This is a genomic window from Puniceibacterium confluentis (genome assembly GCF_007923445.1).
In the GTDB taxonomy this organism is placed as follows: Bacteria; Pseudomonadota; Alphaproteobacteria; order Rhodobacterales; family Rhodobacteraceae; genus Puniceibacterium; species Puniceibacterium confluentis.
This window is the reverse complement of sequence record NZ_VOJI01000003.1, coordinates 292,018-308,151: the sequence shown is the minus strand read 5'-3', so window position 1 is coordinate 308,151 and position 16,134 is coordinate 292,018. Positions and strand designations below refer to the sequence as shown.

At 61.7% G+C, this 16,134-nt stretch carries 8 protein-coding genes and 3 pseudogenes; 8 read left to right on the top strand and 3 right to left on the bottom strand.

What is annotated here, in order from left to right; genetic code table 11:
* Window positions 1-549 precede the first annotated feature (549 nt).
* From FOY53_RS05805 to FOY53_RS05795, 3 genes are read left to right on the top strand one after another with little or no spacing between them, the layout of a single operon-like run.
* Window positions 550-1,590 carry a TRAP transporter substrate-binding protein gene (locus FOY53_RS05805; RefSeq protein WP_146586640.1) on the top strand — a complete coding sequence of 347 codons (1,041 nt, stop codon included), beginning with the start codon at window positions 550-552 and terminating at the stop codon, window positions 1,588-1,590.
* 25 nt (window positions 1,591-1,615) lie between these two features.
* Complete coding sequence (locus FOY53_RS05800; protein WP_146586637.1) at window positions 1,616-2,215, top strand: TRAP transporter small permease subunit; 600 nt, start codon at window positions 1,616-1,618, stop codon at window positions 2,213-2,215.
* The gene (locus tag FOY53_RS05795) at window positions 2,215-3,519 is read left to right on the top strand and encodes a TRAP transporter large permease (protein ID WP_146586635.1); all 1,305 of its coding nucleotides are present in this window, start codon (window positions 2,215-2,217) and stop codon (window positions 3,517-3,519) included. Before FOY53_RS05800 ends, FOY53_RS05795 begins: the two co-directional genes overlap by 1 nt.
* A 2-nt stretch (window positions 3,520-3,521) precedes the next feature.
* Here FOY53_RS05795 and FOY53_RS05790 read toward each other — a convergent pair.
* Window positions 3,522-4,245 (bottom strand): annotated as a pseudogene (locus tag FOY53_RS05790) (IS5 family transposase).
* Window positions 4,246-4,368: 123 nt separating this feature from the next.
* A pseudogene (locus FOY53_RS05785) lies at window positions 4,369-5,407 on the bottom strand (IS481 family transposase).
* Window positions 5,408-5,754: 347 nt separating this feature from the next.
* On the opposite strand from FOY53_RS05785, the gene FOY53_RS05780 reads away from it, so the two are divergent.
* Complete coding sequence (locus tag FOY53_RS05780; protein WP_186766521.1) at window positions 5,755-6,897, top strand: patatin-like phospholipase family protein; 1,143 nt, start codon at window positions 5,755-5,757, stop codon at window positions 6,895-6,897.
* A gap of 70 nt (window positions 6,898-6,967) precedes the next feature.
* On the opposite strand, the gene FOY53_RS05775 is transcribed toward FOY53_RS05780, so the two are convergent.
* Window positions 6,968-8,758, bottom strand: coding sequence for an SLC13 family permease (locus tag FOY53_RS05775; RefSeq protein WP_146586630.1), 1,791 nt, complete (start codon window positions 8,756-8,758; stop codon window positions 6,968-6,970).
* Window positions 8,759-8,963: 205 nt separating this feature from the next.
* On the opposite strand from FOY53_RS05775, the pseudogene FOY53_RS05770 reads away from it, so the two are divergent.
* The 4 genes and pseudogenes from FOY53_RS05770 to FOY53_RS05750 all read left to right on the top strand — a co-directional run.
* Window positions 8,964-9,320 (top strand): annotated as a pseudogene (locus tag FOY53_RS05770) (IS481 family transposase); the annotation flags it as partial.
* Between the two features lie 407 nt (window positions 9,321-9,727).
* Window positions 9,728-11,485, top strand: coding sequence for an NAD(P)H-dependent oxidoreductase subunit E (locus FOY53_RS05760; protein ID WP_146586628.1), 1,758 nt, complete (start codon window positions 9,728-9,730; stop codon window positions 11,483-11,485).
* 19 nt (window positions 11,486-11,504) lie between these two features.
* Window positions 11,505-14,276, top strand: coding sequence for a formate dehydrogenase subunit alpha (gene fdhF / locus FOY53_RS05755; protein ID WP_281289551.1), 2,772 nt, complete (start codon window positions 11,505-11,507; stop codon window positions 14,274-14,276).
* A gap of 48 nt (window positions 14,277-14,324) precedes the next feature.
* Window positions 14,325-16,001, top strand: a complete 1,677-nt coding sequence (locus FOY53_RS05750) for a formate--tetrahydrofolate ligase (RefSeq protein ID WP_146586624.1) — start codon at window positions 14,325-14,327, stop codon at window positions 15,999-16,001.
* Window positions 16,002-16,134 lie beyond the last annotated feature (133 nt).

Below are 16,134 nucleotides of genomic sequence, written 5' to 3'. Positions count from 1 at the left end.
CGGGCCAGCTACCCGAGCGCCCCAAGGGGGTCATTTTTGGATGCCGATAGGGGGTCAAGATTGCCTGCCGATTGACAAGTTGAGTTTTGTGCCGATTTCCGATGCAAAGGACTTGGCACAGTCAATTTCCCTGATTGCCAGCGCGACACGGGGCTTTTCGACGGTGGCTCAGAACGTACTCGAGATACTGAAGAATTGTGCGAAAGACACCATGGCCCAGGTGAGGCCCTCCTCAAAATAGCGATTACGGCGCAACGGCCGGAGCAGCGTGGCAAACGGTGCCACGCACTCTCTTTTCGATTTTAGCGTACACATTTTGCGTATGGTAAGCTGAGTTTATTAGAATTTTTATTTACCTAACGTCGCGTTACGGTGCCAGAGAATCAACAAAGGCAGACTTTGGATGGCATGCGGTTCGCAGGCGGAACCGCAATGACGCCTGGTGCTGGCGTCGCCACAACCCAGTTCGAAAAAGTCCCGGGCCGAACAATGGAACGCCGCCCAACGACTGTTTCAAAAGCAATTCACTGACCAACCGGAGGAAAATCCATGAAGAACCAAGCAACCGCCCTCGCAGGACTTGCCGTGTCGCTGATGGCGACCAGCGTGATGGCCGAAACGCCCGTCCGCGTCCTGACGCAGATCCTGCCGACCGCAATGCAGTATCCGAACGAAGCAGCTGCGATCGAGACGCTGAACGACGGCAACCTCAATGTTCGGTACAACAACTATGAAGGTCTCGGGCTGAGCACTGCCGATGGCCTGCGCCTGGTGTCCGACAATGCGTTCGACATCGTGTCGGTTCAGATCGGTACCGCGGCGCGCGATGACGCTTTTTTCGAAGGGCTCGACCTGATCGGCGTTTCGCCCGACATGGAAAGCCTCAAGACCGCCGTCGATTCCTATCGAGATGTCTTTGACGCGCGACTGCGCGAGCGGTTCGGCGCGACGGTTCTGGCTTTGTGGCCCTTTGGCCCGCAGGTGTTTTATTGCAATGCCGACATCGCGTCGGTTTCGGACCTGAAGGGCTTGAAGATCCGCAGCTTCACCCCGTCGATGTCAGCTCTTCTGGACTCATTTGGCGCAACGCCAGTGACGTTGAACTTCGGTGAAGTCTACCCCGCCCTGCAGCGCGGCGTTGCAGACTGCGGCGTGACCTCGCCGACCTCGGGCAACTCGGGTGCCTGGCCTGAAGTTACCTCGCACCAATTGCCGCTGTCGGTGTCTGGTTCCGTACAGGGGATCTTCGCCAACCTCGGTTGGTGGAACGGCCTGACAGAAGAAGAGCGCACTGCGATTTCCGAAGCCTATTCCGGTCTTGAAGAGGCACAGTGGGAGCTTGCCAGCACGGTCAACGATGATGCGATCTCCTGCAACACAGGAGCCGACAACTGCACGCAACACTCGCCGTTCGAGATGAAACTGGTCGAGGTCTCCGACGATGATCGCGCGGCCGTCAGTGCCGCCGCCGCCGCTGTCGTCATCCCCGACTGGATCAACCGCTGCGAGGCGACCTATTCAGGCTGCACACAAGTCTGGAATGAGACCGTAGGCGCAGCGCGCGGTTTTGCGGCCAAAGCGCCAAAGTGACCTGACAGAACCAAGGATCTACCCCGTGTCCCAACAATCAAACCCTCCGATGAGAATAGAAGAGCGCATCTTGAAGTGGCTTGCGTTGGGCGCGGGGTACGTCCTGTTGATACAGGCGGTCGTTACCGCGTTCGAAATCGTGTCCCGCAAATTGTTCAACCACTCCTTTCAGGGCGTGGACGAACTGGGGGGATATGCCCTGGCCATCGCCGGCGCAGTGGGGTTCGGCTACGCCGCCATCACCTGCGCGCACACTCGCATCGACCTGCTGTTGTCCAAGCTGCCATTGGCAGGACGCGCCGTGCTGCACGTGCTTGCGGCGTTCGTCCTGATGATCGTGGCATCGGGGATGTTTTGGTACGGGCTGCGGTCGCTGCGCCAATCCATCAGTTTTGGTGCGATCTCCACCACGCCGCTTCAGACTCCGCTTTGGATACCGCAAGGGATATGGGTGACCGGATTGGCCCTGTTTCTGCTGATCACGGTCGTCATTGCCGGGCGATGTGTAATCCTCTTCAGCCGTCGCGATTTTGCCGCGATTGAAATGCAGATGAAGGCAAAAAGTCAAGAACAACAAGAACTTGAAGCGGCCGGTTTCGGCGGCAAATTGGATGGAGCCGACTGATGGTCAGTATCGGAATTATCGCGGTCGGCTTTCTCTGTGTCATCGGCCTGCTCTTGCTCGGCCTGCACGTCGGAACCGTCATGGCGCTGACCGCACTTGTCGGCGTGATCTACGGTGTCGGTCCGATGTTGCTCAACTCCATGGGCAACCTAATGTGGGGGCAGATGAACAGCTTTGTTCTGACCGCAATCCCGCTGTATATCCTGATGGGCGAAATCCTGGTCAATTCACAGATCGCCGAGCGGATGTACCGCTCGCTCTCGGATTGGGTTCAGTGGCTGCCTGGCAAGTTGCTGCATTCGAACATCGCGTCTTCCACGATGTTTTCCGCCATTTCGGGTAGTTCGGTCGCGACGGCCGCAACGATCAGCACGGTAGCTTTCCCCACGTTCCGGGAACATGGCTATAACGAGAGATGGGTTGCGGGTTCGATCGCCAGTGGCGCCACGCTCGGCATCCTGATCCCGCCCTCGATCAATCTGATCATTTACGGCGCGATCACCGACACCTCGATCGGCGCGCTTTTCATAGCCGGCATCATTCCCGGCTTGCTGCTGGCCAGCTTCTTCGTGATCATCATCGCGGTGGCGGCAACGATCTGGCCGTCAATCGCCGGTGACGGCACCGGCCCCGAGGCCGACCGGTCCGGACGCTGGAAGCGGCTGATCGACCTGGTCGGGCCGGTGGTGATCTTCGCACTGATTATCGGCAGCATCTACGGCGGATGGGCCACACCGACCGAAGCTGCAGCGGTTGGAGTTGTGGCCTCGCTTGGGTTGGCAACCTACTACCGCAAGCTTACCTTTGCGATGCTCAACGACAGCTTGCTGGCCACCATCCGGATCACCGCCATGATTCTCTTTGTGTTGATGGGCGCGTATTTCCTGAATTTCGCGATGGGTATCTTGGGCATCCCCGATCAAGTTGCAGCGTTCATCTCTTCGTTGAATGTGTCACCGACGGTCTTCGTGTTGTGCCTGGTATTGCTCTATCTTGTTCTTGGCTGCTTTCTCGATGCCTTGGCCATGATGATCACCACCATTCCGGTGCTGTTTCCTGTCGTCGTTGCGGTCGGGTTCGATCCGGTCTGGTTTGGCGTGTTCATCGTCATCATGTGCGAGCTTGCCTTGCTGACACCTCCGGTCGGGATGAACCTTTACATCGTGCAGGGCGTTCGGAACCGTGGCCAGATCACGGACGTGATCACCGGGGTGCTGCCGTTCTTCATTGGCATCCTGGTTCTGGTTGCGCTGATCACATTGTTCCCGCAAATTGTGACTTGGTTGCCGGAGGCTTTGGACTAGCGTCATGTTGACAATATCCGGGCCCAGAGGCGGACGGACGTGATGCCTGTGAATCCCAGGAAGCTCTCGGCGGTTTTGTCGTAGTGAGTGACGACGCGGCGGGCGTTCTTGAGTTTATTGAAGTACCGCTAGACCAGGTTGCGCAAGGAATACAGCGAATGATCCACGCCGACACGCATCTTGCATGACTTGCGCATGGGAATTTGGGTGAGCACGTCCCGCCCATCCATCTTTTCCAGAATATTGTCAGCATCACGCCCCGGTCTGCCAGCAGGGCACTCGGCTCAGGCTGGTTATCAGCCATGACCAGATCGAACCCCAGATAATCCGATGTCTGGCCTGCCGTGATTTCGGTTCTCATGGGCGAGCCTGCTGCATTGACGCGGAGGTAGATCTTGGTCGTGAACCCATCTCTTGAACGGCCAATACCCTGTCGCGGAGTCCCCCTTCAGCGTCCGCTGCCTGATGATGAGCGCGAACCACAGCGCTGTCGATCATTTGCAGCGCGTCCGGCACAGCCCCGCTCTGGTTCAGCGCGTCCATGATCTGCTCCAAAAGCCCCGCAAGCGTCCATCGTCGGAACTGTCGGTAGACGCTGGACCACTTTCCGAATTCCTCCGGCAAGTCCCGCCACGGTGCGCCAGTCCGTGCGATCCAGAAAATCCCATCAAGAACGAGACGATGGTTGTTTGGATCGCGTCCATGCTGGGCGCGGACCGTCTTAATGTAGTGATCAAAGAACCTCCATTCTTAGTCCGACATCAGGTCTCGTGCCAAGCTAGTCTCCATTACGGATACCACCTTGGATCATGTCGGCAGGACGGTGTGAATCACTTTTGTCAACACTGCCTAGGTGTTTAGTCCCGGCATTTGGTGGATCGGATTGAGGATGAATCGATCTGGCTCTGATGTCCAGATTTTGCAGATGTATTCGTAGGGCGTGAGGCCGTTGAGCGTCGTGAGCCTGCGCGCGAAGTTGTAGGCATCCATGAAGTCGGTGAGATGCGTCTGCAGTTGATCGTGGCTGTCGTAACGGAAGCGTTTGACGGCCGCCTCCCTGATGGTGCGGTTCATTCGTTCGACCTGGCCGCCCCTCGGGAAAACATGCCCACGGACTGTTTTCTGATCCTCGTGGCTCCAGGGGTGGTTAGGTTTGGTCAGTCGATGTTCGCTTCCATTCACTCCGCAGATCCTGTCGAACCGCATCTGCCGGGAAGATTCCGTGTTCCGGTTTCGGGGCTGCTCGTCGAACTGGATGCCGTTGTCCGTAAGGATCGTGTGGATGCGATATGGGACAACCTTGAGCAGACGTTCGAGGAACTCCCAGGCGGTCTTGCGATCCGCCTTGTCCACAAGTTGAGTGATCGCGAACTTGCTGGTCCGGTCAATGCCCACAAAGAGATAGAGCTTGCCCTCCACCGTCTGAACCTCGGCGATGTCTATGTGGACGAAGCCCCCTCTCGGCGATGCCTGCATCGCCTGCCGGGCAGTGGATGGGATAGCGCTTGAACTTCTGCCGCTTTGGCTTGTCACCCTCGACATCTGGCAAGCGCGGGATGCCATGCCGCTGAAGGCAACGATGCAGTGCCGACCGTGTCAGGTGCGGGACAGAAAGCTGAAGAGCATGGAGGCAATCATCCAGCGGCAATAGCGTGTGCCGCCGAAATGCGACGAGAGTGGCCTCCTCTGCTTCGGTGAGAACGGTTGAACGCGGCTCTTTCGGCCCGGTCTTCTGGTCCTCTACAGTCGCACGCTTGCGCCATTTGGCCACCGTTTTGGGGTTGATGCCCAGCTCTTGGCTCAAGTCCGAGAGCGAAGCTTGCGATCGCTGTATTGCTGCTCTGACGGCGTGCGTTGTCGTGGCGCTGCCGTGACGAACTTGTCCCATATGGTTTCCTTCCATTCCATAGAAAGGATCGCACCATCAAACCGTGGGATCGAACACCTAGACTGCGGAGATTCACGCCGAGGCGCTGCTTCCCCGAATTGATCATGGGCCGCATTTGCGAGCGCAACGCGCTGGCGAACATCGCCAGTGCGGAACATTCCTGCCCGTCGGCCTCCACCGGCGGATTGTCGGCAACTGCCCGTCGCGGCAACCGTTCCGGGCGACGCGGTTCTTTGTGATCGACAGTGCATTCGTCATACTTGCGACAGCAGCGCGAGTTGTCGTTGGAAAGTGGCCCGCGAAGGGCCGGTCTGCAGTCACTGGATGGTAGTATGGATAGACAAAGTATGGATAGCGGAAAGACCGCCGTGGTGCTCCAGGGCGGCGGCGCACGCGGCGCATACCAGGTCGGCGTTCTCAAGGCCATTGCCGAGATCACCGGTGCACGGCAGTCGCCCTTCCAGATCGTCTGCGGTGCCTCTGCGGGGGCAATCAACGCGGCCCCGGTCGCGGTTATGGCGCAGGACTTCCAGGTGGCGGTTCGGCATCTCGAAAGGCTTTGGAGGGGCCTGCGCTGCACCTCGATCTACGAGACCCGGCCGCTCAAGGTTCTGCTCAGCGGCTCCCGCTGGGCTGGGACATTTGTGTTTCGGTTTGCGGGCTTGCAGGCGGGAGGCGGCCTGCTTGACTACGCGCCTCTTCGCCGCCTGCTAGAAAATGAATTTAATCGGGAAAGACTGAACCAGGCGATTTCGAGCGGAGCGCTTCATGCCCTCTGCGTCACCGCGTCGAGCTACAGCCAGGGAGTCGCGGTCACGTTCTTTGAAGGAGCGGAGGGAATCGCCGAATGGCAGCGGGCACGTCGGATCGGACGGCGTGTGCAGGTAGGCCCTACGCACCTGCTGGCCTCGTCTGCGCTGTCCTTTGCCTTTGCTCCCATGGAAATTGATGGCGAATACTACGGCGATGGGTCGCTGAGATCCACTTCTCCGCTGTCTCCGGCAATCCGCACAGGCGCGGATCGGGTATTGGCAATCATCACGCGAGACCCTTGGCATCAGATTTTGCCACTGGACCTGCCGACATCTCCGCCGACCTTCGGTGACATCGCAGGCCACGCGCTAGATATCCTGTTCAACGACAATCTCGAAGCCGACTATGAGCGGATGTTGCGGATCAACGAAACGCTGACCATCATGCCAGTGGAAGCGCGCGGGAAATCCCGACTGCGCCTGATCTCCTCGCTCCTTCTTGCACCTTCGAAAGACCTGCGGGACGTTGCGCGCACCCATTCGGAAGACCTGCCGCGCACGATACGCATCCTGATGAAGGCGGTCGGGGCCTGGCACAGCGACGGGCGGCTGGAAAGCTATCTGATGTTCGAGCCTGCTTACATCGGCGAACTGATCGATCTCGGCTACGCCGATACGATCGGACGCGCGGAAGAAGTTATGGCCTTCCTGGCGCCGTGTGAACGGAACTTGGCATAGCGCGGCTTGGGTTCGGGCTCGTCCCGCGGCGTTGGGGCCCTCAGCGATGAGTGGCTTAAACCGTTGTGCCCTATCCCGCCAATGGCCAGATCATCGGGATAAGGAACACCGTGGCGGCTCCGATGATGATGTTCATCGGCAGGCCGATCCGCAGGAAGTCAGTGAACCGGTAGCCCCCGGCGTTGTAGACCAGCGTGTTGGTCTGGTAGCCGATGGGCGTTGCAAAGCTGGCGCTTGCGCCGAACATCACGGCGACGATGAAGGGACGCGGATCGAGGCCAAGCTGGACGGCCACGCCAGTGGCGATCGGTGTCAGCAGCACGGCAACTGCGTTGTTGGTGGCCAGTTCCGTCAGGGTCGACGTCAGCGCATAGACCAGCGCAAGGGCAACGATCGGCGGGACCATGGCAAGCACCGGCGATGCCTTGGCCACGATCATCCCCAGCGCACCGGAGTTGTCCAGCGCACTGCCCAGTGTGAGCATCGAGACGATCAGCAACAGTAATCGCCCGTCGATGGCCCCCACGCCTTCCTCTGCGTCGATGCAGTTCGTCAGCAGGACGACGGCCACGCCGATCAGGGCGAGCGTCAGGATCGGGGCCACATCCAGGGCCGCCAGAGCGACGACGCCGACCATGGTGGCAATCGCAATCGGCGCCTTGCTGCGGCGAAAGCCACGCGAGGTCACCGAGGACAGCATGATCAGCCGCTCTTCCTCGGCCAGGCGCGCGATGTCATCCGGTGCTCCGTCCAGCAGCAGCGTGTCCCCGACCGCCAGCCTGACCAGTGCAAGGCGCATGTCGACCGCGGTTCCGTTGCGGTGCAGGGCAATCGGATAGACGCCGAAGCGGCGACGCCAGTGCAGCCGACCGACCAGCCTGTGCAGTGCCTTGGACTCCGGGCCGATCAGCACCTCGATCACGGATGTGGGTCGTGCGGTCGACGGCTCGGTGCCCAGAACGGCGGTGCCGACCGCCGCGCCGTCGCGAAACCCCATGATCTCGGTATCCGTGGTCTTGATGACCACGACATCGCCCGTCGCCATGGTTGCCGTTGCCAGCGCATCGCGCCGGGACAGATCGCCCGACACCAGATCGACGACGCGGTTGCCGGCGGTATTGAAGGCGTCGATTTCCTGCACGGTCCTGCCGATGAGCGGCGATCCTGCGGGGATGAACAGTTCCACCAGCCAGGTCCGTTGATCCCGCTTCGATTGCACCTCCCCAACCGTGTGCCGCCGGGGAAGCAGGCGTGGCGCCGCCACGGCCAGAAAAGCGCCCCCGATGAGCGTGACCGCGATGCCGACCGGGGCGATCTCGAACAGGCTGAACGGTGCCATCCCAAGGTCGCGCGCGATACCGTCGACCAGCAGGTTGGTCGAAGTGCCGATCAGCGAGCAGGTGCCACCCAGAATGACCATGTAGGACAGTGGGATCAGCAGGTGGGATGCCGCCATCCTCATCTGACGCGCCAGGGTGATCACCACCGGGATCAGCACGATGACCACCGGGGTATTGTTCATGAAGACCGAAGCCCCCGCCGCTGCGCTGAAAAACAGTCCGAGGGTCAGGGCCGGACGGGCCGATGCGTATCGCCCCAGCAGACCGCTCAGCGCCTCGAGCACACCGGTGCGCACCAATGCCGCGCTGAGGATGAACATCGCGCCGATCGTGGCCGGCGCAGGGTTGGCGAGCGCGGCGGTGACGTCTTTCGGCCCCACAAGACCGATGGCGAGCGCCGCTGCCGCGCCGCAAAAGGCCACGACATCCGGAGACCGCAGTTCGAGTACAAAGGCCGTAAAAACGCCGACGAACAAGAGAATGGCGCCAAAAGGTGCCAGAGTTGCAATGTCGATTGGCATGATCTGTTGACGCTCCGGTGATCCGCCGATGGCGGGGATTCGGGAAGTGTCGAATCGAACAGATCCCTGATGTCCGGAGATTACATTGGCTTTCAGAAGACGGTCAGTGGGAAGTTGCTTCCGCGACCATCGGCGATAGTCTTCGCCGGGGAAGAGCGGTAAGTCCCGCCGCGCGGCACTTATGTGTTTGATCCCACGGCTTGATGCCGTGACCCAACTCGTTGAAAAGGCCGACCGGCGCACGGCCTGGGAGTACCTGCAGCACATGCTCGAAGCCGTGCCTTACGAACTCCACACCACTCTCACAGATAACAGCATCCAGTTCGCCGAGCAGCCCCGGAACCGGAGCACCCTCCATTCCAGACCAAAGCGCTACCAGTACGACAGCAACGATCAGCTGCGCACGCATCTCGCCAACTTCATGGCAGCCTGCAACTTCGCCCGCAGGCTCAAAACCCTCGGCGGCCTCATCCCCTGCGGGTACATCTGCAAAATCCGGACTGCAGAGTCAGAACGTTTCATCCTCGACCCGATCCACCAGAGGCCGGGAGTGAACATCTAAGCGGTGCTTCCGGTGCTCCCAATCCGGCATTGCTCGGTCCAGCAAGTCATAAAGAGCCGTGCCGTGGTGGGGCTCGGGCTGCGCTCTAGCCCGGCGCGCTCCATATTCCTCGACGACGTCGGCGATTTCGCTGTGCGGTGCGAGCGTTGGTTGCGCACTGAACGAAGACAAGTTTCGATCAGCCTCAGGTTTTTGATGCCAACCCGATAGTTTGGCAGTCCAGGGGTTTCCTGTCCTCTGCAGCGCAATGTTCTGAAAACCAATGATTTCCTACTCATAGCATGGATGGAAGTTTCGACGTCCGGCGTGCGCGCGTCACAAACGACCCGCCACATTAGAGGCTGGGAAGTGTTGACCAATGGGAAAATAACATTCATACCATGAATAATTATAGGGTGGAGACCGCCATGGCGTTGGATGACCGAAAAGGTGTCTGGAAATCGGGCAAGGGCCGTGGCAGGCGGACGCCAAAGGGGCGCCAGTTCGACGATACGGCGCTGGCCGAGGTGCAGGCGCTGCTGGGTGCGCGCCCGCGACGCCGCGATCTGCTGATCGAATTTCTGCATCTGATCCAGGACCATTACGGCCATCTGAGCGCGGTGCATTTGCGGGCATTGGCGGAAGAACTGCGTATCTCGCAGGCCGAGGCCTATGAGGTCGCAAGTTTCTACGCGCATTTTGACGTGGTGCGTGAGGGCGAGAGTGCGCCCCCTGCCTTGACCATCCGGGTCTGCGATTCCCTGTCGTGCGAAATGGCAGGTGCGCAACAGTTGCAAAAGGCGCTTGAGGACGGGTTGTCCGCCGCGGACGTCCGCGTTCTGCGCGCGCCTTGCATGGGGCGCTGCGATACTGCGCCGGTGCTGGAACTGGGCCACAACCACATCGATCACGCCACGCCGGAAAAGGTAAAGGCGGCGATCGAGGCGGGTGACACGCATGCGCATCTGCCCGACTACGAGGGGCTCGGTGGCTACCGTGCCGAGGGCGGATACGAGACGCTGGGCGATCTGCGCGACAACGGCGACTGGCAAGAAGTACAGGCCAGGATCAAGGAAAGCGGTCTGCGCGGGCTTGGCGGCGCCGGGTTCCCGTCTGGCACCAAATGGGGCTTTGTGCGCGGCGCTACCGGCCAGCGGTACCTTGCCGTCAATGGCGACGAGGGCGAGCCGGGGACATTCAAGGACCGATACTATCTCGAGCGCACGCCGCATCTGTTCCTCGAAGGCATGCTGATCGCAGCCTGGGCGGTCGAGGCCGACACCTGTTTCATCTACATGCGCGACGAATACCCGGCGGTGCTGGAAATCCTCCGCCTTGAGATTGCGGCGCTGGAACAGGCCGGACTGGTGGCGCCGGGGTACATTGATCTGCGCCGTGGCGCGGGCGCTTATATCTGCGGCGAAGAAAGCGCGATGATCGAGTCGATTGAGGGCAAGCGCGGAATGCCGCGGCACCGCCCGCCTTATGTGGCGCAGGTGGGGATCTTTAACCGCCCGACGCTGGTGCACAATGTTGAAACCCTGCTCTGGGTCGCGCGGGTCTGTCGCGAAGGGCCTGAGTGCCTGAACACGACCGAGAAGAATGGCCGCAAGGGGTTGCGCAGCTACTCGGTCTCGGGGCGTGTGGCCAAGCCGGGCGTCTACCTGCTGCCCGCCGGGTCCACCATCACCGATATCATCGACGCCTGCGGCGGCATGGCCGAGGGCCACAGCTTCAAGGCCTACCAGCCGGGAGGTCCGTCCTCTGGGCTCTTGCCGGCGTCGATGGATGACGTGCCGCTGGATTTCGACACGCTGCAACCGCATGGCTCCTTCATCGGGTCTGCCGCCGTCGTTGTGCTGTCGGATCACGACAAGGCGCGTGACGCCGCCCTCAACATGCTGCGGTTTTTCGAGGATGAAAGCTGTGGGCAGTGCACCCCCTGCCGGGTCGGCTGCGAAAAGGCGGTCAAGCTGATGCAGGCCGACCGCTGGGACGCGCCGCTGCTGGAAGAGCTTTGCACCGCGATGGGCGACGCCAGCATCTGCGGGTTGGGGCAGGCCGCGCCGAATCCGATCCGCCTGACGATGAAGCATTTTGGCGACGAAGTCGGATGTTCCGCACCGGGCGCAACGGCCACGGACGGCTACGGGACCCAACAGGGACTAGAAGGCGGGGAGAGCTGAGATGCCGGACGGATCGCAAGTGAATACGGTCACCTTCACGCTGGACGGGCAAGAGGTTCAGGCCCAGCCCGGCATGACCATCTGGGAGGTCGCCAACGGTCGCGGCCTCGTCATCCCGCACCTCTGCCACAAGCCTGCGCCGGGTTATCGCCCCGATGGCAATTGCCGCGCCTGCATGGTCGAGATCGAGGGCGAGCGGGTGCTGGCGGCGTCCTGTATTCGTGAGCCTGCCGAGGGCATGAAAGTCACCACTAACAATGCCCGCGCCACCAATGCACGCAAGATGGTGATGGAGATGCTGGTCACCGACCAGCCCGCACAGGAGGTGGCGCATGACAAGTCGTCTCACCTCTGGGACATGGCCGGGGCGCAGGGCGTCACCGAAAGCCGGTTCCCGAAGCTTGAAGAGGGCCGCATCCCGCTGCTCGACGACAGCCACGTGGCGATGTCGGTCAACCTGGATGCCTGCATCCAGTGCGGGCTGTGTGTGCGTGCCTGCCGCGAGGTTCAGGTCAACGACGTGATCGGGATGGCGGGGCGGGGGCACGATGCCTATCCGACATTCGATCTGGCCGATCCGATGGGTGACAGCACCTGCGTCGCCTGTGGCGAATGTGTGCAGGCGTGTCCGACCGGGGCGCTGATGCCCGCGACCGTCGTTGATGAGCAGCAAATAGGCGACAGCGAAGATTACGACAGCGAAACCAACAGTGTCTGCCCATTCTGCGGCGTCGGCTGTCAGGTCTCGCTCAAGGTCAAGGACGGCAAGGTCAAATATGTCGAGGGCATCAACGGCCCGGCAAACGAAGGCCGTCTCTGCGTCAAGGGCCGCTTTGGCTTTGACTACATCCACCACCCGCACCGGCTGACCAAGCCTTTGATCCGGCGCGCGGATGCGCCGCCCAAGGGGCTGAACGTCGATCCCGGCAACCTGATGACACACTTCCGCGAGGCAACCTGGGACGAGGCGCTGGACGCTGCTGCCGGTGGCTTCGCAAGGCTGGCGCAGGCGCATGGCGGCAAGGCGGTCGCTGGCTTTGGCTCGGCCAAATGCACCAACGAAGAAGCCTACCTGTTCCAGAAGCTGATCCGTCAGGGCTTTGGCCACAACAACGTCGATCACTGCACGCGGCTGTGCCATGCCTCGTCGGTGGCGGCGCTGATCGAAAATGTCGGATCCGGCGCAGTGACGGCGACCTTCAACGAGATCGAGAACGCCGACGTCGCCATCGTCATCGGCGCAAACCCGATCGAGAACCACCCGGTTGCCGCGACCTATTTCAAGCAGTTCGCCAAACGCGGCGGCAAGCTGATCGTGATGGATCCGCGCGGCGTCGGCCTCAAGCGGCATGCCTCGCACCGGTTGCAGTTCCGCCCCGGTGCCGACGTGTCGATGCTGAACGCGATCATGCATGTGATCGTCGAAGAGGGGCTTTACGACCGCCAGTACATCGAAGCCTTCACCGAGAACTGGGAGGCCGAGAAGGAACACCTCAAGCAGTTCCCGCCAGAGAAGATGGCCAAGATCTGCGGTATCGAAGCAGACGTCTTGCGCGACGTGGCCCGGACCTTCGCGGGTGCGAAAGCGGCGATGATCTTCTGGGGCATGGGCGTCAGCCAGCACATCCACGGCACCGACAACTCGCGCTGCCTGATCTCTCTGGCCCTGATGACCGGCCAGGTGGGCCGCCCCGGCACTGGCCTGCACCCGTTGCGCGGCCAGAACAACGTGCAGGGCGCGTCCGATGCCGGGCTGATTCCGATGTTCCTGCCGGATTACCAGTCGGTCACCGATGACAGCGTCCGCAAGGCTTTCACCAGCGTCTGGGGATCGGAAGATTTCTCCAACGAGAAGGGCCTGACCGTCACCGAGATCGTCGATGACATCCATGCCGGCAATACACGCGCGATGTACATCCAGGGCGAGAACCCGGCGATGTCGGACCCCGATGTCGACCACGCCCGCGATGCCTTTGCCAAGCTCGAACACCTCGTGGTGCAGGACATCTTCCTGACCGAAACGGCGAACTATGCCGATGTGATCCTTCCTGCCTCGGCGCTCTACGAGAAATCGGGCACTGTGTCGAACACCAACCGGCAGGTGCAGATGGTGCGCCCGGCGGTCAGCCCCCCGGGCCTAGCGCGTGAGGACTGGGCGGTGACCGTCGATCTGGCGATCCGGCTGGGGCTGAACTGGACCTATACCCACCCGCGCGAGGTCTTCGCCGAGATGGCGCTGAACATGAAGTCGCTGGCCAACATCACCTGGGAGCGGCTCGAGACCGAGGCGGTGACCTATCCGTCGCTGTCGCCCACCGATCCGGGCCAGGCGGTGGTCTTTGGTGACGGCTTCCCGCGCCCCGAGGGCCGGGCGAAATTCACCCCGGCCAGCATCATCGCGCCGGACGAGGTGCCGGATGCGGAATACCCGATGATCCTGACCACCGGGCGGCAGCTGGAACATTGGCACACAGGGTCGATGACGCGCCGCGCCAGTGTCCTGGACCGGCTCGAGCCGGAAGCCAACTGCTCGCTGCATCCCGCCACCCTGCGCCAGCTCGGGGTCGAACCGGGTGACATGCTCCGGCTGACCACCCGGCGCGGCTCGATCGAGATCATGGCCCGTGCCGACCGCGCGATCAGCCCGGACATGGTGTTCGTGCCCTTCGCCTATGTCGAGGCCGCCGCCAACGTCCTGACCAACCCGGCGGTCGATCCCTATGGCAAGATCCCCGAGTTCAAGTTCGCCGCCGTCCGGGTCGAACCGGCGAAACCGCACGCCGCCGAATAATCAATGATCACATCCCGCCGCAGAGCGGGGACCAACGGAGAGAAAGACATGGCCATCAAGACCGACATCGAAATCGCCCGTGAAGCGAAGAAGCGGCCGATCCAGGAGATTGGTGCCAAGCTCGGGATCGGCAGCGACGACCTGCTGCCCTATGGCCACGACAAGGCCAAGGTCAGCCAGCGCTTCATCGATTCCGTGCAGGACCGCCCGAACGGCAAGCTGGTGCTGGTGACCGCGATCAACCCGACCCCGGCGGGCGAAGGCAAGACGACCACGACCGTGGGCCTCGGAGACGGACTGAACCGCATCGGCAAGAAGGCAGCGGTGTGCATCCGCGAGGCCAGCCTCGGCCCGAATTTCGGGATGAAGGGCGGGGCGGCGGGCGGCGGCATGGCCCAGGTCGTGCCGATGGAAGAGATGAACCTGCACTTCACCGGCGATTTCCACGCGATCACCAGTGCCCACAACCTGCTGTCGGCGATGATCGACAACCACATCTATTGGGGCAACGAGCTGGAAATCGACATTCGCCGCGTGGTCTGGCGGCGGGTTCTCGACATGAACGACCGGGCTCTGCGCCAGATCACGGCGTCGCTCGGCGGGGTCGCCAACGGCTTCCCGCGCGAAACCGGGTTCGACATCACCGTCGCGTCCGAGGTGATGGCGATCCTCTGTCTGGCCCGCAACCTCGAGGACCTGCAGAAACGGCTTGGCGACATGATCGTGGCCTATCGGCGCGACAAGACGCCGGTGTTCTGCCGCGACATCAAGGCCGACGGCGCGATGACCGTGTTGTTGAAGGATGCGATGCAGCCGAACCTGGTGCAGACCCTGGAAAACAACCCCGCCTTCGTGCATGGCGGCCCGTTTGCCAACATCGCCCACGGCTGCAACTCGGTCACGGCGACGACGACGGCGTTGAAGATCGCCGACTATGTTGTGACCGAGGCCGGGTTCGGCGCCGACCTTGGCGCGGAAAAGTTCATGAACATCAAGTGCCGCAAGGCGGGTCTGGCCCCCGACGCGGTGGTGCTGGTCGCCACGGTGCGCGCGATGAAGATGAACGGCGGCGTGGCCAAGGCCGACCTGGGTGCCGAGAACGTCGAGGCGGTGAAGAAAGGCTGTGCCAACCTGGGCCGCCACCTGTCCAACCTCAAGGGCTTCGGGGTGCCGGTGGTGGTCGCGATCAACCACTTCGTGTCCGACACCGACGCCGAAGTCGAGGCGGTCAAGGAGTATGTCAGCGGCCAGGGGTCCGAGGCGATCCTGTGCAAGCATTGGGCCAAGGGGTCGGAGGGGACCGAGGAACTGGCGAAAAAGGTCGTGCAACTGGCCGAATCCGGCGTATCGAACTTCGCCCCGCTCTACCCCGACGAGATGGGCCTGTTTGAAAAGATCCAGACCATCGCCAAGCGGATTTATCACGCCGACGAGGTTCTGGCCGACAAGTCGGTGCGCGACCAGCTGCACGCCTGGGAGGCGCAGGGCTATGGTCACCTGCCGATCTGCATGGCCAAGACCCAGTATTCCTTCACTACCGACCCGAACCGTCGTGGCGCGCCCACCGGCCACTCGGTCCCGGTGCGCGAGGTGCGGCTTTCGGCGGGTGCCGGGTTCGTGGTGGTGATCTGCGGCGAGATCATGACCATGCCCGGCCTGCCGCGCGCCCCCTCGGCCGAGTCGATCCGGCTGAACGACTCGGGGCAAATTGAAGGGCTGTTCTGAAAGAATGGCTCCAGGGCGACCGAGCGGGTTTGCCATCGGCAAACCTGCGGAGTCGCCCCCGGCCGGGGCAGGGCACCGTCTGTTGCAACCCTGATGGACCGCAGCTCAAAACGAACCCTTTTGCCAAGAAACT